Source organism: Xanthomonas sp. 10-10, from assembly GCF_040182365.1.
In the GTDB taxonomy this organism is placed as follows: Bacteria; Pseudomonadota; Gammaproteobacteria; order Xanthomonadales; family Xanthomonadaceae; genus Xanthomonas; species Xanthomonas arboricola_F.
This window is the reverse complement of record NZ_CP144460.1, coordinates 5,151,321-5,169,345: the sequence shown is the minus strand read 5'-3', so window position 1 is coordinate 5,169,345 and position 18,025 is coordinate 5,151,321. Positions and strand designations below refer to the sequence as shown.

The 18,025-nt window shown below is 63.9% G+C and carries 11 protein-coding genes; 7 read left to right on the top strand and 4 right to left on the bottom strand.

Features of this window, described 5'->3' with window-relative positions; translation table 11 throughout:
- Positions 1 to 242 precede the first annotated feature (242 nt).
- The 5 genes from rpmH to mnmE all read left to right on the top strand — a co-directional run bounded on the left by rpmH (position 243) and on the right by mnmE (position 6,882).
- Positions 243 to 383 carry a 50S ribosomal protein L34 gene (rpmH, locus tag VZ068_RS21730; protein ID WP_002805908.1) on the top strand — a complete coding sequence of 47 codons (141 nt, stop codon included), beginning with the start codon at positions 243 to 245 and terminating at the stop codon, positions 381 to 383.
- 38 nt (positions 384 to 421) lie between these two features.
- Positions 422 to 859 (top strand): ribonuclease P protein component, encoded by a 438-nt coding sequence (rnpA, locus tag VZ068_RS21725; protein ID WP_055852557.1) that lies wholly within the window; start codon positions 422 to 424, stop codon positions 857 to 859.
- Positions 860 to 884: 25 nt separating this feature from the next.
- Positions 885 to 2,609 carry a membrane protein insertase YidC gene (gene yidC, locus VZ068_RS21720; RefSeq protein ID WP_259158831.1) on the top strand — a complete coding sequence of 575 codons (1,725 nt, stop codon included), beginning with the start codon at positions 885 to 887 and terminating at the stop codon, positions 2,607 to 2,609.
- A 79-nt stretch (positions 2,610 to 2,688) separates the two neighbouring features.
- Entirely contained in the window at positions 2,689 to 5,394 is a 2,706-nt protein-coding gene (locus tag VZ068_RS21715; protein ID WP_349656476.1) for a polysaccharide deacetylase family protein, read from the top strand.
- Positions 5,395 to 5,538: 144 nt separating this feature from the next.
- Positions 5,539 to 6,882: a tRNA uridine-5-carboxymethylaminomethyl(34) synthesis GTPase MnmE gene (gene mnmE / locus VZ068_RS21710; protein WP_349656475.1), complete on the top strand. Its 1,344-nt coding sequence runs from the start codon at positions 5,539 to 5,541 to the stop codon at positions 6,880 to 6,882.
- A gap of 101 nt (positions 6,883 to 6,983) precedes the next feature.
- On the opposite strand, the gene VZ068_RS21705 is transcribed toward mnmE, so the two are convergent.
- Entirely contained in the window at positions 6,984 to 10,028 is a 3,045-nt protein-coding gene (locus VZ068_RS21705; protein WP_349656474.1) for a TonB-dependent receptor plug domain-containing protein, read from the bottom strand.
- A 767-nt stretch (positions 10,029 to 10,795) separates the two neighbouring features.
- On the bottom strand, positions 10,796 to 11,638 hold the full coding sequence (locus tag VZ068_RS21700) for a phosphatase PAP2 family protein (protein ID WP_349656473.1): 843 nt from the start codon (positions 11,636 to 11,638) through the stop codon (positions 10,796 to 10,798).
- Between the two features lie 195 nt (positions 11,639 to 11,833).
- Here VZ068_RS21700 and VZ068_RS21695 point away from each other — a divergent pair, with 195 nt between their 5' ends.
- Both VZ068_RS21695 and VZ068_RS21690 read left to right on the top strand, forming a co-directional pair.
- The gene (locus VZ068_RS21695; RefSeq protein WP_259158826.1) at positions 11,834 to 14,140 is read left to right on the top strand and encodes a TonB-dependent receptor; all 2,307 of its coding nucleotides are present in this window, start codon (positions 11,834 to 11,836) and stop codon (positions 14,138 to 14,140) included.
- A gap of 249 nt (positions 14,141 to 14,389) precedes the next feature.
- Positions 14,390 to 15,490, top strand: coding sequence for a glycerophosphodiester phosphodiesterase (locus VZ068_RS21690; protein WP_349656472.1), 1,101 nt, complete (start codon positions 14,390 to 14,392; stop codon positions 15,488 to 15,490).
- A 79-nt stretch (positions 15,491 to 15,569) separates the two neighbouring features.
- Here the strand turns inward: VZ068_RS21690 and VZ068_RS21685 are convergent, their stop codons facing one another.
- Both VZ068_RS21685 and VZ068_RS21680 read right to left on the bottom strand, forming a co-directional pair.
- Positions 15,570 to 16,358, bottom strand: a complete 789-nt coding sequence (locus tag VZ068_RS21685) for a rhomboid family intramembrane serine protease (RefSeq protein WP_259158824.1) — start codon at positions 16,356 to 16,358, stop codon at positions 15,570 to 15,572.
- Between the two features lie 481 nt (positions 16,359 to 16,839).
- A complete protein-coding gene (locus VZ068_RS21680) occupies positions 16,840 to 17,796 on the bottom strand; it encodes a TerC family protein (RefSeq protein ID WP_259158823.1) in 957 nt (318 codons plus the stop codon).
- Positions 17,797 to 18,025 lie beyond the last annotated feature (229 nt).

Genomic DNA, 18,025 nt, shown 5'->3' with positions numbered 1-18,025 from the left:
CAAAGTGTGATCATCTGTTGCTGGCTGCGGCGCGCAGCAAGGCGCCGTGCACGCAGCCCGGAAGTGAAAAGAGGATGGACCAGACTAGCACCGTGGGCAGGCTTTTCCCAGACTTATTCACAGGTCCATCCACAGGGTGCGCGCGGTGGCATGGTGGCTAAGGCGTCCGGGGAGTTGACCCGCCCTGCAGCGGTCCTATAGAATTTCCGGTTCTATTCGTCTCCATCCATGCAGAGGGCCCCATGGCCACCAAGCGTACTTTCCAACCCAGCAACCTGAAGCGAGCACGCGACCATGGTTTCCGCGCACGTATGGCAACCGCCGACGGCCGCAAGATCCTGGCTCGCCGCCGCGCCAAGGGCCGCAAGCGCCTGAGCGCTTGATTGCCGCGCCGCTCTCCGCGGCCGAGGCAAGTCCTACAGTGAACGCATCGAACCCGTGCAGGCGATTTCCTCGCTCTGCGCGGGTTCGTACGCGTGCGCAATATACGGTCGTCTTCGACACAGCCCGTCGCACCTCCGATCCGCTGCTCAGCCTGCACTGGCGCACCGGCGACACGCCGCCGCGTCTGGGCATGGCGGTGTCGCGCAAGGTGGACACGCGTGCGGTGGGCCGTAACCGCATCAAACGCGTCCTGCGCGACGCCATGCGGCATCTGCTGCCCGAGCTTGCCGGCGGCGATTACGTGATTGTGGCCCGGTCCGCAGCTGCGAAAGCGACCAATCCACAGATTCGCGACGCCTTTGTGCGCCTGCTGCGCCGTGCCGGCGCATTGCCCCCACCTGCTGCGCCCGGCACAATGCCGCCCGCCAGGACGATGCACCCATCCTCCCTTTCCCCGACAGAGCCGGAACTGTAGTTCCGACTGAGCGAGTTGCTGCCCGATGAACCAGACCCGTGTTTTCCTGATTTTTGCCTGGCTGATGGTCGCGGCGCTGCTGTGGATGGAGTGGGGCAAGGACAAGGCGGCTGCCAACGCACCTGCTGCAGTCGCCACGCAATCGGTACCGGCTGCGCGCGATCTGGATGCCACGGCGCCGGCGGCCAATGTGCCCGCCGCCCAGGCCATCCCGCAGGCGGGCGTACCGGGTGCCGCACCGGCGGCCACCAGCACCACCACGGCTACGCCGGCGGCTGCCGGCGCCGCGCCGGTGATCACGCTGACCTCCGACGTGCTGCGCCTGAAGCTGGATGGCCGCAGCGTGCTGGATGCCGAGCTGCTGCAGTTTCCGCAGACCAAGGACGGCACCGCGCCGGTCAGTCTGCTGACCGAAGACGCCGTGCATCCCTACAACGCCACCAGCGGTTGGGCCAGCGAGCATTCGCCGGTGCCGGGCGTGGGCGGTTTCCGCGCCGAGCAGCCGGGCACCGCGTTCGAACTGGCCAAGGGTCAGAACACCCTGGTGGTGCCGTTCGTGTGGAATGGCCCCGACGGCGTGTCGATCCGCCGCACCTTCACCCTGGAACGCGGCCGCTATGCGATCTCGATCAAGGATGAGGTGATCAACAAGAGCGGCGCGCCGTGGAACGGTTATGTGTTCCGCAAGCTGAGCCGGGTGCCGACCATCCTCAGCCGTGGCATGACCAATCCGGATTCCTTCAGCTTCAACGGCGCGACCTGGTACAGCCCCCAGGAAGGCTACGAGCGTCGCGCGTTCAAGGACTACATGGACGACGGCGGCCTGAATCGCCAGATCACCGGCGGCTGGGTGGCGTTGCTGCAGCACCACTTCTTCACCGCGTGGATCCCGCAGAAGGACCAGGCCTCGCTGTATGTGCTGAACCAGGACGGCCCGCGCGACGTGGCCGAGCTGCGTGGCCCGGCCTTCACCGTGGCCCCGGGTCAGACCGCCAGCACCGAAGCGCGCCTGTGGGTGGGCCCGAAGCTGGTCAGCCTGATCGCCAAGGAAGACGTGAAGGGCCTGGATCGGGTGGTCGATTACAGCCGCTTCTCGATCATGGCCATCATCGGCCAGGGCCTGTTCTGGGTGCTGAGCCATCTGCACAGCTTCCTGCACAACTGGGGCTGGGCGATCATCGGGCTGGTGGTGTTGCTGCGCCTGGCGCTGTACCCGCTGTCGGCCGCGCAGTACAAGTCCGGTGCCAAGATGCGTCGCTTCCAGCCGCGCCTGGCGCAGTTGAAGGAACGCTACGGCGACGATCGCGTCAAGTACCAGCAGGCGACGATGGAGCTGTTCAAGAAGGAAAAGATCAACCCGATGGGCGGCTGCCTGCCGCTGTTGATCCAGATGCCGATCTTCTTCGCACTGTACTGGGTGCTGGTGGAATCGGTGGAACTGCGCCAGGCGCCGTGGCTGGGCTGGATCCAGGACCTGACCGCGCGCGATCCGTACTTCATCCTGCCGCTGCTCAACATCGCCATCATGTGGGCCACGCAGAAGCTGACCCCGACCCCGGGCATGGATCCGATGCAGGCCAAGATGATGCAGTTCATGCCGCTGGTGTTCGGCGTCATGATGGCCTTCATGCCGGCCGGTCTGGTGCTGTACTGGGTGGTCAACGGCGGCCTGGGTCTGCTGATTCAGTGGTGGATGATCCGCCAGCACGGCGAGAAGCCGAGCAAGATCATCCAGGCCAACGCCAAGTAAGTTCAAGAAGGCCCGCCGCAAGGCGGGCTTTCTGCATGCACGCCTGTTTCCGTTTGTTGCCATCGCCAAGGACGCCATCGTGAAGCCATTGCCATTGCATCGCCTGTTGCTGTGCGCAAGCTGCGTGGGACTGCTGGCGCTGGCCGGCTGCGGCAAGCGCTATGCCGGCACCGCGGCACCTGCTTCGGCAGCGGCGACCGGTGGCGCTGCCGATGCCGCTGCGCAAACGGGCGACGCCGCCAATGCGCGTGCGCTGATTGCCCAGCTGCGCGAACAGCTGGATCGGCACCGCCGCATCATCGTGTTGCTGGCCGACGAGGACAAACAGAGCCCGCGCGATCGCGCCACCTCCAGCAGCGTGGGACAGCAGCTGTTCCATGAAAATCTGGAACAACGCGAACGTATCGCAGCAGCGTTCGAGACGGTGCTGATCTCCAGGGATGCCAGCCGGTTCGCGACGATCGGCGCGGTGCTGGACGAAGTGGAATCGGCGCCGGATCTGTTCGATGCCGACCGCCTGGCGTTTGCCGAGGTACTGCGCGAACTGCATGCGCGCATCGGCAAGGATTCGGCGCTGCCGGCAGTGAAACTGCATCAACGTATCGGCGAGGACCTGGAGGCGCTGGATGAGATCGAGCGCAGTTACAACACCGAGCTGACGCAGATCTTCAGTCGCTTCGATCGCAACCGCGCGATCGTGCCCAAGCGCGAAAAGTGGGACGACTACGTGGCGCATCTGCGAAAGTTGTACACGCGCGAAACCATCCTGCGCGACCACGGCGTGGTGGAACCGTATCCGTTCTCCGCGCGCGATAGCGACAGCGAAGTATTCGGCCGCGACCTGCCGCCAAAGACGGTGGTGCTGACCTTCGACGACGGCCCGCACAAGGCCTATACCGAAGAGATCGTGGCGATCCTCAAGCGCTACGACGTGCCTGGCGTGTTCTTCGAAGTGGGGCGCAACCTCGGCAGCCTGGACGCCGACGGCAAGCCGAAGCTGGCGCCATTGTCCAAGATCAGCCACACGCTGATGGAGGAAGGCTATGCGGTGGGCAATCACAGCCTGACCCATGCGCAGTTGTCCAAGACCACCGGCGATGCGTTGCGCAGCCAGGTGCTCGATACCGATACCTTGCTGCGTGCGGTGGACGACAAACGTGCGCCGCTGTTCCGGTTTCCGTATGGCGCGCGCAATGCGGAAGGGCTGCAGCTCCTGGGCGAAGCCGGGTTGAAATCGATCATGTGGAACATCGACTCGCTGGACTGGGCCGACCCGGTCCCCGAATCGATCGTGCAGCGCGTGCTCGACCAGGTAAACAAGGAACAGCGCGGCATCGTGCTATTCCATGATATTCACGACCGCGCGGTGAAAGCCTTGCCGCAGATCCTGGATCGGTTGATCGCCGACGGCTATCAGTTCGCAGGCTGGAACGGCCGCGAGTTTTCGGTGGCACGGGCACCCAGTGCGGTAGCCGACGCAACGGTGACCACCGGTTACGCCAAGTCGTGGGCCATCGTGATCGGTATCGACGACTACGCGCACTGGCCCAAGCTCGAATACGCAGCCAACGATGCGCAGGCGATCGCCAGCACCCTGACCGGGCCGCTGGGATTTCCGTCCTCGCAGGTGATCGTGCTGAAGAACAGCCAAGCCACCCGCAACAACATCCTCGCCGCCTTCCATGACCGACTTGGGGAGGGGCGCGCGCAGACCAACGACCGCGTGTTCGTGTTCTTTGCCGGCCACGGTGCCACGCGTCGGCTCGCCTCCGGACGCGACCTGGGCTACATCATTCCGGTCGATTCGGACCCGGAGCATCTGGCCAGCGATGCGATCGCGATGAGCGACCTGCAGAATATCGCCGAAAGCCTGCAGGCCAAGCACGTCTTGTTCGTGATGGATGCCTGCTACAGCGGGCTTGGGTTGACGCGTGGCGGGCCGACCTCAAGTGCCTACCTGCGCGAGAACGCGCGGCGGATCGCGCGCCAGATGCTCACCGCCGGTGGAGCCGATCAACAAGTGGCCGACAGCGGGCCGAACGGGCATTCGGTGTTTACCTGGGTGCTGCTGCAGGCGCTGGCCGGCAAGGGCGATCTCAATGGCGATGGATTGATCACCGGCACCGAGCTGGCTGCGTATGTCGCGCCGGCAGTATCGGCGGTGTCTGCGCAGACGCCGGCATTTGGTAGCTTGCCGGGATCGCAAGGCGGCGAGTTCGTTTTCCAGGTACCCAGCGGCGAAGAATTCCTGACTGCGGGCACTGCGCAGTTGTCGGCCGATGCGATCGCGCTCAACGGACGCGTGGATGCGGCGCGTCCTGCCGCCACGACCGCCGGCGCGGCGGTGGCGGCGGCGCCGGTCACCGTAAAGACCTTGCAAGGTGGCGAAGCCAGGCTGGTCTTGCCGACGGCAGTCAAGAGCAGCGATCGCCAACGTGCGCAACTGGCAAACGAGCGTGGTCTGCAGCTGTACAAGGAAAAACGCTATGCCGAAGCCGCCGAGCAATTTGCCGAAGCCTTGAAGCTACGCCCGGATTTTGCGCTGGCGGCGAACAATCTTGGGTTCGTGTATTACCGCCAGGAGCGCTTTGCCGAATCGGCGCGCTGGCTGGAAAACACGCTCAAGATCGATCCATCGCGCGCGGTAGCCTATCTCAATCTTGGCGATGCCTACGCCAAGGCGGGCGAGCGCGACAAGGCGCGCAAGGCGTACTCGACTTATCTGGAACTGCAGCCACAAGGCAGCGGTGCGGCACAGGCGCGTGCGCAGTTGCAGTCGCTTTGATGCATGGTGGCGAGCAGCATGGGCATGTGCACTTTCGAAGAAAAACGCGTGCCATCTAAAGCCCGGCCACCGGTCATGCGCCTGAACGCGATGCCGGTGGTTCGATTACCTGTCTGATTTCCAGTCCACGCAAGAGCAGTGCCCATGTCCGCTTCCACGTCCACCATCGTTGCCATTGCCAGTGCTGCCGGAACCGGCGGGGTGGGCATCGTGCGGCTGTCCGGGCCGCAGGCGGTACAGATCGCAACACAGCTGGGCATTGCGCCATTGCAGCCGAGGCATGCGTACTACGCGCGCTTTCGCGATGCGCGGGGCGATGTCATCGATGACGGCATCGCGGTGTGGTTCAACGCGCCACGCAGTTTCACCGGCGAAGACGTGGTGGAGCTGCAGGGTCATGGCAGCCCGGTGGTGTTGCGCCAACTGGTTGCACGCTGCATTGCACTGGGCGCACGCCAGGCGCGTGCCGGCGAGTTCAGCGAACGCGCATTTCTCAACGGCAAACTCGATCTGACCCAGGCCGAAGCGATTGCGGATCTGATCGCTGCCGGCGATGCGCGTGCGGCACGTGCGGCGCGGCGTTCGCTGGACGGCGTGTTCTCGCGCCGCATCGATGCGGTGGGCGAGCGCCTGACGCGCTTGCGCGTGCATGTGGAGGCGGCGATCGACTTTGCCGACGAACCGCTCGATACATTGGGCGGCACGCAGGTACGCGAAGGATTGCAGCAGGCGCGTGGATTGCTGGCGCAGCTGCTGCGCGATGCCGAACGCGGGCGCAAGCTGCGCGATGGCCTGCATGCGGTGTTGATCGGACCGCCCAATGCAGGCAAGAGCTCGTTGCTCAATGCGCTGGCCGGTAGCGATCGTGCCATTGTCACCGATGTCGCCGGCACCACGCGCGATACATTGCATGAAGCGATCCAGCTCGATGGGTTCGAGTTGACCCTGGTCGACACCGCCGGCCTGCGCGATGGCGGCGATGCGATCGAACGCGAGGGCATGCGCCGCGCGCGTGCCGAATTGCAGCGTGCCGATCTGGCGCTGGTGGTGGTCGACGCACGCGACCCGCAGGCCGCGCGCGATGCCATCGGCGATGGCATCGACGCCGTGCCGCGTCAGCTGTGGATTCATAACAAATGCGATCTGCTGGACAACAGCGCGCCGCTGCTCGATGCCAACGCAGTGGCAGTCTCGGCAACGACCGGCCTGGGACTGGAGCAGCTGCATACCCGCCTGCGCGAGCTGGCGTTAGGCGACGGCAGCGAAAGTGCGGGCGGCGAATTCTCCGCACGCACCCGGCATGTGAATGCGCTACGACGTGCCGAGCAACATGCGGACGCGGCCGATCTGGAACTGGGGTTCGAACAACTCGAACTTGCCGCCGAAGAGCTGCGGCTCGCGCATGCAGCGCTGGGCGAGATCACCGGCAAGCTGAGCGCCGACGAGTTGCTGGGCAAGATCTTTTCGAGCTTCTGCATCGGCAAGTGAGCGGCGCTCTGCGATGCGGGCGTGACGAAGACTTGTAAATGGACAAACAAAAATCCGGCCTTTTCAGGCCGGATTCGTAAGGCACACATCGATGCGACTATTTAAAAGTCGTAGCGGGCAGTCAACCGGAACGAGCGTGGCGTCTGATAGTTCACATCGTTCAAGTAGTTCGGGCTGATCACATCACGCGAGGCCTCACTGAACTCGTTGTACTCGGTGACGCGATCGTTGTTGAACAGGTTGAAGACATCAAGCTTGATGCGCAGCTTGTTATCGGCCCAGTTGGGGACGTAGGCCGCCGCCAGATCGAAGGTCCAGGTCCATGGCGTGCGGCCCTCGTCGCCACGTTGACGTAGCACGCGCGTACCTTCAGCGTTCAAGCAATAGAAGCTCGAGCCACTGTAGCCGCTGAGGTTGCCCTGGTCAGGCTGCGGGATGTCATCCAGCGGGATATAGCCCTGGCAATTGACTGGGCGCCCGGACTGAAGGACCAGGTTTCCGCCAAACTGCCATTCCGGCGTGAGGTTATAGGCGCCGAACAGCTTCAGGGTGTGCTGGCGATCGTTCGGGGTCGGCCCATAAGTGCCGTCGGTGAACAGGCGGTGGTCGAAGTCCTGGGTGAGGCCGGCGTCCTCCTGTTCCAGCGTGGAATTGACGTAGCCCTCGACGTTTCCGCGTGTCCTGGCAAACGTATACGAGCCCTGGAAGTTGAACTTTTCGCCAGTACGCTCCCAGAAGAACTCCAGAGCGGTATGCAGGCGGCGGTATTCGGGCAAGCCAAGATACGAGGCCGGCAGGGTCGCAAGTTCCAGTTCGCCATCGCCATTGAGATCGACGTTGATGGTCACATCGCTGCCGGGATTCAAGAAGTAGCAGCTGGGCACCGAGCCTGGATCGAAATCCGGGTAGCCGTTATCCGCCGCCCAGTCGATCCAGGGATTGGTGGTGCAGGTGTCGTCCATCCCGGACTTCACTTCGCGGCGGATCATGCGCACGCCCGCCATCCAGTTTTCCGTCAACTGCAGTTGGCCACCGAGGATGATCTCGTCCTGATACATCGGCGACAAGTTCGTGGACGCGACAGAGGCCGGATTCGGCGCCGTGAGCGAGCCATTGGTCTGGGTCTGGCCAATCTGCGCACCTTGGCCCACTGGCGTGCCATCGGCTTCGCTCCAGCCATTGACGAAGTACCAGTTGGACACGGTCGATTCGGCGCCTGTGGCGCGGATACTGGAGTTGGTCGCCACCGGGATGTAATAGCGGCCTGCGGTACCGAACAGCTTCAAGCTGGAATCGCCCAGCACATCCCAGGAGAAGCCCAGGCGCGGTGCCATTTTGTAATCGGATTCAATCCAGGCAATGCCATCTCCGTTCTTGTTCTCAAATTTCTCACCGCGCAAACCCAGCACGGCAAGGAAGTTTTCGGTGACTTGCCAGTTGTCTTCCAGGTAAAACGCGCTGTTGGTGTTTTCGTATGTGGAGCTGCTGCTCTGAAACACGCGCGAACGTGCATACAGCGCATTGCGCGGCACCAGTTGACCGTTGACCGTGCGACCAGGCCGGCCTGCGAATGCGCCGGTGGCTACCGAATTGCCAGGCACCGTGTAATACGCCCAGTTGATGCCACCGGCATAGGTCCGGCCACGGTGGCTGGATTCGTACTTTTCCTGATCCACGCCGAAGCGCAACCGGTGATCGCCCAGCACCCATTCGCCATCGACACGGAACGCTTTGCGGATGTCTTCGTCAGGCTCGGCATCGCGGTCGGCGATGGTGGAGATCGTGCCCGGGTTGCAGCCGATGTATCGGTCGACCACGCTGGTGGTCAGGCCGAAGCTGTAGGCCCAGGGGCATTCGCTGCCGGCCGGATCGGCAGGCAGGCGTGAGTCAATCAGATTACTCAGGTAGCCGTATTGCGCCGACAAGGTGAAGTTGTCAGTGAAGTAGCCGGTGTATTTGAGGATGCCGATCTTGCCGCCGTTTTCCATCTCGTACTGCTCGATCGGCACTTCGTGCCGGCCGACGTTGTAGCGGTTGTCGCCATTGGCGTCGGTGGCGTATTCGTAGGTGCGGTATTTGGTCTTGGCCTGGTTGTAGATGCCGGTGAATTCGACCAGGTTGCTGTCGTTGATGTACCAATCGAGCTTGACCAGGCCCTGCGGGGTCGTGTCACTGACGCGCCGGCTGGTCAGTGCATAGAAGTTGTCTTCGGTCTCCTGGCGGCCTTCCACCATTGCAAAGAAGAACAAGCGGTCCTTGATGAGCGGGCCGCTGGCATACGCAGAGTAAATGGTGCTGTCGAACTGATCGTCGCTGCGGTATTGGTACAGCGGGTCTGACGCGTCGGGGTCGCGTTCGCGGACGTTTTTACCTGCCGCCGCGCCCCAGTCCGGTGCCCATTCCACGCTGCCGCCGTAGTGCCACTCGTTGGAGCCGGCCTTGGTGACGATGCTGACGATGCCGCCCAGCGAGCGGCCGTATTCGGCGCCATATCCGCCGGTCTTGATCTGCAGCTGACCAATGCTCTGGAACGGCAGATTGGCGAACGACAGGAACGTGCGCATGTTCGTGACGTCGAAGCCATTGATGTAATAGCCGTTCTCGGCCACCGACGATCCGCCGAACGAGGCAAGGTTGCCTGCACCGAGCCCGCTGTCGCCCCGGACCGCGCCAGGCGCGAGCAGCGCGACCGAAGACACGTCGCTGGCCACCGGCAGCGAGACCATCTGGTCGGCGGTGAACACCGTGGTCGATTCCACCGAGGAGACGTCGATGGGGTTGAACGCCTGCGCGCCCACCACTTCCACCCGGTCCAGCGTGGTGGCATCGCCACCAAGCGATACCTGCGCGCCGCTGCCGACCTTGACCTCCACCTCTCGGGTCAGCCCGTTGGAGGTCACGATGTATTTGCCCGGGGGGAGTTGGCTGAAAGTGAATCGGCCATCTGCAGCGGCGGTGGCCGAACGGCTCACGCCCGTTTGCGGGCTCTGGATGGCGATTGTGCTGCCGGGCTGCCCACTACCGAAAATGGAGCCAACCGCGCTCTGCGCCTGCACTCCTCCGATCACGCACATGCCTAGCGCCAGGCTCAGCGCGCTGCGCTTGATGTTGCTGGATAACGAACTACGGACCCCTGGACGCGTCATTCCTCTCTCTCCTGATGAACTCGGTCGCGAACACTGCAGACGTGGGACTCGACTGCGAGCGCAGTCGAGGGGGAACTGGGATTCAGGACGTCATGTAGACAACCTGAACGGATGTCACATTCCTGAAGCCTGTCTGAAGATTAATCGAATATGTACAAAAATGTCATCATCCGGCAACTTTGGCAAATTCAGTGCTTTTGGGCCAGGATTTGGACGCGCGGATGCTGTAAGGAAATGAAGTAATCGGTCGTCGTGCACCGACGCTGGATCGGTGCCGCCGGGGCGGGGGCGAGGCGGTCGAAGCGGTGCGAGGCCAGCGGCGGCGGCGTGCTGCGTCAGATATCGCGGAACAGGCATCGCGCCTGCTCGAGAGATGCGTGCATATCGACCCTGTGCGACCAGGCAGCGTGGGTCCACCGATCAGGGAAGCCAGGCTGGATCGGCATTACATCGAAAGCGCGGTCTTGAAGCGGCGTCCAATTCGATTGGAGCGCCAGCAGCAAAGTGCACGGCACTGTCCGGCCTGATGCCGGTCCTGCATGGCTTGGCTGCTCGATCCATCAATCAGTGGCGCATCGATCATCGCTAGCGCGCTGCTGCCAGCGCCCCTGGCGCGCGGAGGCTCCCGCGTCGCTGTCGCACCTGCGTCCGGCGGCATGGTGCCTGATGCGCGCTGGCCGACCAGTTCGACAACAACACTGCGCCGAGATCAGTGTGCTCAGGTCGGGACGGCAGCTGCCTGCTTACAGAGCAGGCTTCGCTGCTACCTAGAGCACTTCCGGCAACACGGCCTGCAAGGCATCTGTTTCCACCGCGCATGCATCCGGTGCGACAGGCTTGGCCGTTGCGATCTCCCCGCGTGCGGCAGCAAGATCCTTTTGAAATTCCGGGTTGCTGTGCAGCGCGGTGACGGTGGCCGCGCCCATGATGCGGCCCTGCAGGACATCGCTCTGCCAATGCACGTTGCACACCAGGCGGCTGTCGCCGAAGGCGCGGCCGCGTGCCAGGAGCGCGTTGCGCTGGGCGGGAGCGAGTTCCGACAGGATCAGGCCCCAGGCCCAGCCGATGGCGGTGTGGCCGGACGGGTAGGAGCCATTCTTGCGCAGGGCCGCATCGTCGGCCGGGGTACACATCGGTTGTCCGTTGCGCATGAACGGGCGTGGGCGCTGATAGCGTGCCTTGGCGGCGCTGGTGCTGCTGCTGGCGTCGCGCATGCTGCGTTCGAGCAGGCGCAGCAGATGCGGTGTGCCGGCCTGGTCGATCTGCACGCCGAGCGCGCAGCTGAAGTGGCTGGCGGCATCGGGAAAGCTCAGTACCGCGTCGCGCGTGGCCAGGTCCCAGCGCGGTGTGCCGCGCAGCGCGAGCATGGCCTTGGCGATGGCCTCATCGTTGGCGAGCGCGGCACTGCCGTCCTGCGGCGGGGGCGGCACCAGCTGCAGGCTGTCGGGCAACTGCGGTTTTTCCAGATATCCCTGCGCGTCGCTGGCGAGCACCGAATCCGCCGGCTTTGCCGGTTGCCGCGCAGTGGCCACGCCGCTGCCGATCAACAAGGCGGCAAGGGCGAGGCCTGCCAGCGTCTGTTGGCAGTGGCGAGCGATGCGGTGGGCCATGACGATTCCTCGAAGCAGCACGACTGGACGAGCGCGCAGATTACGACGTGCAGATGACACGCGCATGCCAGCACAACGCAGTCGCAGCGCGGGATACGCAGTAGTTGTCTCGGCACTGTCATCTGGGCGTCGCATCGACGCAAGACAGCTGTCGCACGCTTGCCGTCATCTTTTGACTCTTCCCCCATGCCTCTCATGCCCAAGACCCATCTGTTAAGTGCTGCCGTGTTTACCGCGCTTGTGCTGTCGCCAGCCGCACGTGCTGCCGATACGCCGGCCGAGGTGTCCGCCGATACCGGTTCCACCGTGCAGCAACTCGATGCGGTATCGGTGATTGGCCAGGGCGAAACGCGCCAGGTGCAGCGCATCACCCAGCAGGACATTCCGGTGCTGCCGCCAGGCACCAGCATCCAGAAACTGCTCAACCGGATGCCGGGCGTCAACGTGCAATCCAACGATGCCTTCGGTGCCAATGAAGAGTCGCAGACGATCAGCCTGCGCGGCTTCAACGGCACGCGCCTGGGCTACACGCTCGACGGTTTGCCGCTGGGCGATAACGCCTACGGCAATTACAACGGCCTCAACATCAGCCGCGCATTGATCGCAGAAAACTTCGGCGGCGTGGAGCTGGCGTCGGGCATCGGTGCGTTGGGCACCGCGTCCACCAGCAACCTGGGCGGCACCATCCAGTACTACTCGGCCGACCCGTCCAGCGTGTTCGGTGGGCAGGTGTCGCAGACGGTGGGGTCCGATGCCAACCGTCGCACCTTCCTGCGCGTGGATACCGGCGACTACAACGGATTTTCTGCGTATCTGTCGGGTATCGAAGCCACCGCGGACATGTGGGCGCGCCCGGAATCGCCGACTACTACGCGGCAGTTCAACGCCAAGGGTGTGTATCAATTCGATGGCGGAAAACTGACCGCCTTTGCCGATACCTCGCGCACCTCGCAGGCCGACTATTCCTATCTGTCCAAGAGCGGCATGGCGCGCGGCCTGGGCTGGGACTGGAACCTGTATGCGCCGGACTGGAACCGCGCCCTGGCAGCGGCGTACTGCGCGCCGGCCACACGCAATGCCGCACGCTGCGGCTTCAGTGGCGGCGTGGACAACGTGGACGATGCGTACTACCAGAGCCGTGCGTTGCGCGACGACGACCTGTTCTACGTGGCCGGCGACTTCCAGCCCAACGATGCGATCAGCCTGCACACCCAGGTCTATCACCACGAAAACAAGGGCCAGGGCCACTGGTGGTCGCCGGGCCAGGCCTCCAATCCGGGCACGCCGCAAGCACTGCCGATCTCCATCCGCAGCACCAACTACTGGATCAACCGCACCGGCGGCATCGCTTCGCTGGGCTGGGACCTGGGCCCGCATCATCTGGAAGCCGGCCTGTGGTACGAGCGCAACCACCACGATGTAGAGCGCAATTTCTACTGGATCGATGGCCCGGTCAGCGACGACAAGTTCCTGCAGAATCCCAACCGCCGCCTGTTCTCGCAGAACTACGTGATCACCACGCGGCAGTTCTATGTGCAGGGCAACTTCAAGTTTCTCGATGAGCGTCTGAGCCTGGATCTGGGCATCAAGAGCCCGAGCACCGAAATGACCGCACGCGAGACGCCGGGCATCGCGGTGGAAGCGCCGGTGGCGACCGGGTCGATCAAGGCCAGTGAGTCGGTGCTGCCGCAGATCGGGCTGGGCTATCGGCTGGCCGAAGGCCAGGAAGTGTTCGCTTCCTATGCAGAAAACATCGCCGCGTTCCAGGGCGGTGGTGCCGGTGGTCCGCTGCTGGTGACGCAGGCCTCGTTCGATGCCAGCGTCGGTGCGCTGGAGCCGGAAAAATCGCGCACCGTGGAAGCGGGCTATCGCTTTGTACGCGACCGTTTCGAAGCCTCGCTGGTCGGCTACGACGTCACCTTCGACAACCGTCTGCTCTCGCTCAACCCCTGCGCCAGCATCCAGCAGGGCACCACGCCCGCCTGCACCACGCGCTTTTTCAACGTTGGCTCGGTGAGCAGCCGCGGTGGCGAATTGACGGTGATCTGGAAGCCTACCAGCTACCTGCAGTGGTACAACTCGGCCTCGATCAACCGCTCCACCTATGACGACAACTACGTGCAGAACGGGGTGATCATTGCGACTGCCGGCAAGACCACGGTCGATACGCCCAAGCGCATGTTCGCCAGCGAAATCGCCTTCAACTACGCCGGCTGGAACGTCAATCTACGCGGCAAGTACACCGGTGAGCGCTTCTACACCTACACCAACGATCAGGGCTTTGGCGGCTATACCTCGTTCGATGCCGGCGCCGGCTACGAATTCGGCCAGGTCGGCGTGTTGCAGGCGCTCAAGCTCTCGCTCAACGTCACCAACCTCACCGACAAGCGCTACGCTTCCAACCTCACCGCGTTCGCCAACAGCGATCCGAATGGCCGGCAGCTGGCGTTTCACGCCAGTGCGCCGCGGCAGGTGTTTCTGACGCTGGATGCCAAGTTCTGACGACGGGATTGGGGAGTCGGGATTGGGGATTGGTAACAGCGGGTCTTGTTGCTGCTGACTGATTCCCGTGTCGACCGATGTGGATGGTTTTAGAGTGGCTGGCAAGGCTTGGCGCGTGGTTGTCAGGCGGGTACGGACGATGGGGAGGACGCGGGGTATGCGGTCGTACACGCCGCCTCGATCATCGGCCGAGCTCGCCTGGCAGTGACGCAGTGGGTGTTGATGGCTGCTTTTTCGTTGGAGAGAGGCATGATGCAGTTCCACCGTGTGTTGGTGTTGGGAGCGATGATGGTCGGCATGAGCGGGCCCGCGTTGGCAGAGGCGCCGTTGGCGAAAACGGTGCAGATCTTTGCGCACCGTGGTGCCAGCGCGTTGCGCCCGGAGCACACCCTGGCCGCGTATGCCAAAGCCATTGCCGATGGCGCGGATTTTGTCGAGCCGGACCTGGTGTCCACCAAGGATGGCGTGCTGGTGGCGCGTCACGAGAACGAGATCGGCGGCACCACCGATGTGGCCAGCCATCCGGAGTTTGCCGCGCGCAAGACGCGCAAGACCATCGATGGCCAGGCAATGGACGGCTGGTTCACCGAGGACTTCACGCTTGCCGAATTGAAGACCTTGCGCGCACGCGAGCGCTTGCCGCAGTTGCGTGGCAAGCGCTGGGACGGGCAGTTTCAGATTTTGACCTTCGACGAGATCATCGATTTCGTCGCAGCCGAATCTGCCGCGACCGGGCGCACGATCGGGCTGATTCCGGAGATCAAGCACCCGAGCTATTTCAGTGGGCTGAATCTGGCGATGGAAGACAAGGTGCTGACCACCTTGCAGGCGCATGCCTACACCCGTACCGCGCCGGTGGTGATCCAGTCGTTCGAGACCGGCAACCTGCGCTACCTGCGCGGCAAGATCGGGCGCAATAGCAATATTCGCTTGCTGCAGCTGCTGGGCGGCGCGCAGATGGCGCTGCCCGATGCGGGCGTGGGCAACGCGCCGCGCACCTACGCGCAGATGATTACGCCCGAAGGGCTGAAGCAGGTCGCCAGCTACGCCGATGCGATCGGCCCGGACATCCGCAGCATCATTCCGCTGGATGCGCAGCAACGCCTGGGCACGCCGACCAGCCTGGTGCACGACGCGCATGCGGCAGGACTGCAGGTGCAGCCGTATACCTTCCGCCCGGAGAATTACTTTTTGGCTGCCGAAAACCGCAGCAGCAGCGCGGTGACCGAGCGTAACGACGCCGGTGCACTGGCCGAACTCAAGACCTATCTGGACGCCGGCATCGATGCCTTCTTCGCCGACGACCCGGGCCTGGCGCGGCGCGCATTGCAGGGGCGCGCAACGCGTTAAACGCATCTGCGATCTGTAGGAGCGCGCTTGCGCGCGATGAGGCCCTCTCGGTAACGCCCCATCGCGCGCAAGCGCGCTCCTACGTTCCCGGCGGGCGCTCGCGCGGCGGGAAGTGCAGCACCACGTTTTCCGAGCCGTCTTCCTGGCGTTGCCAGAGCACCGGTACCTGACGTGGAGGTGGCGGTTCCAGCATCGCGTGTTCGGGGTTGTTCACTTCCCACGCAGCATCTTCGTCCTCGTCTTCCCAGCTGTAGCGCGGCCTGGCCTGCTGCGGGTCGCGCAGGCGCAACAGCAGCGCGGCGATCAGGCCGGCCACTGCGCCGCCCAGATGCGATTGCCAGGACACGCCGGCTTCGTGCGGCAGGATGGTCACCAACATGCCGCCGTAGAACAGGAAGGCGATCATGCTGGTGGCGATCGCCGGGCGGTCGCGGCGCAGCAGGCCCAGCACGAACACCAGGAACATCAGCCCGTGGGTGACGCCACTGGCGCCCAGATGGCGGCTGCCAGGCTCGCCCAACAACCACGCCCCCAGGCCCGAGCCCAGCCACAGCAACGGCAATGCCATGGCGGTGGCGCGCGGATACACGCTGCCGGCCAGCGTGCCCAGGATCAGTAGCGCCGCCGCGTTGGCGCCCAGGTGCGCGAGCGAGCCGTGCAACAGCGGTGCGGTGAGGATGCCGATCAGGCCGTCTGCCTGCAGCGGCGCCACCGCCCAGGCGCGCCAGTCGAACATGCCCTGCGCGGTGAACACCGCCACCAGCAGCAACACGGCCGCCAGGCTGAAGTTGAAGGCACGCAAGATCCTGGAACGGTCCAGGCGGTCTTGGGTGGTGGTGTCGTCGGTGGCAACAGGAGGCGGTGTCATACCTTCACGGATGGCGTCGCGTGGGTTTTTTTACAAGCCTCTCCGGCGCGGGATAAGCAGGCCCGGCGACGGGATAATCCAGTCCCGCCGCCGATCATTGGCGCAGCGATTTACGTGACATCACGCAGGTGGCCGGGGCGCGCGACCGAACGTGCCGCAGCATCCCGCCCCCACCGGTTCGGCCCGGGAACGCCCCAGCGACCTGGAGCCTGAATCCTGGCGGCCTTGAGAGGTGATTGAACGGCGGGGATGCGTCGGTCGTAGGGCGGACGATCTGCGGCTTGGCTGCAGGGCCCTTGCCCGCCCACCGTCGCGGGACACGCCGCAAGTACGTCCCTGTAGGCTCTTACACGGCATCCATGCCGCGTAAGGTCCCGCGACGGTGGCAGGCAGGGACCAGTCGAGAGAGTCGGTGTGCGCAGTTGCCAGCAATGCACATGGAACTACCGTTCCCGATTCCCGATTCCCGAATCCCAGCCCCTCAGTGCCCGGCCGGCTTGGGCGGGCGCAGCAGGCTCAGCACGATGGTGGCAACCAGGATCGTGACCACCACCGCCAGCGACACCAGCACCGGGATCTTGTAGAAATTGATGATCATCATCTTGGTGCCAATGAACACCAGGATCACCGCCAGACCATACGGCAGCAGGTGGAAGCGGTCGGCCATGCCGGCCAGCAGGAAGAACATCGCGCGCAGGCCCAGCACGGCGAACACGTTGGAAGTCAGCACGATGAACGGGTCGGTGGTGATCGCGAAGATCGCCGGGATGCTGTCCACCGCGAAGATCACATCGATCACCGCGATCAGGATCAACACCACAAACAGCGGGGTGAACCAGCGTTTGCCGTCTTTCATCACACTGAGCAGGTTGCCGTGATACTGCGGGCTCAGGCGCAGATGGCTGCGCATCCAGCGCAACACGGGGTTGGTTTCCAGATCCGGCTCCTTGCCGGCGGAAAACCACATCTTGATGCCGGTCAGCAGCAGGAACGCGCCGAACACGTACAGCAGCCAATGGAACTTGGCCAGCAGCATCGAGCCGGCGAAGATCATGATCGCGCGCAGGACAATCGCGCCCAGTACGCCAATGATCAGCACGCGCTGGCGCTGTTCCTCCGGCACGCCGAAGTAGGTCATGACCATCAGGAACACGAAGATGTTGTCGACCGCCAGCGATTTTTCGACCAGGTAGCCGGTGAGGAACTGCAGCCCGATCTGGTCGGCCTGCGCATCGCCCAGCGTGCCCTGCAGGTACCACCACAGCCCGGCGTTGAAGGCCAGCGCCAGCAGCACCCAACCGATGCTCCACCAAGTGGCCTCCTTGAAGGTCACCTTGTGGGCGCCGCCATGGCGCATCAGCACCAGATCGATCAGCAGCGCGGCGATCACCACGACCCCGAAACCGCCCCATAACCAGACATTGCCAATGGTTTGCATAAAGAATCCCGAAAAGTGAAACGACCTGGACAGCCGGTGGGCTGAGGCCTTGTGACACGGAAATCGTGGATTCCGGGTGACGGACCTTCGCCTGCGCGGCGAAGGTCTCGCTCGCAACCGGCCTGGCCGGTTGCCGTTGCACCGGAGCCTGGCTGGCAGGACTCGTCATGACGGCGACAACGTTGGGAGCTACTCCCCTTCTGGCGCCGATTCTGCGGGCAGGGGCCGG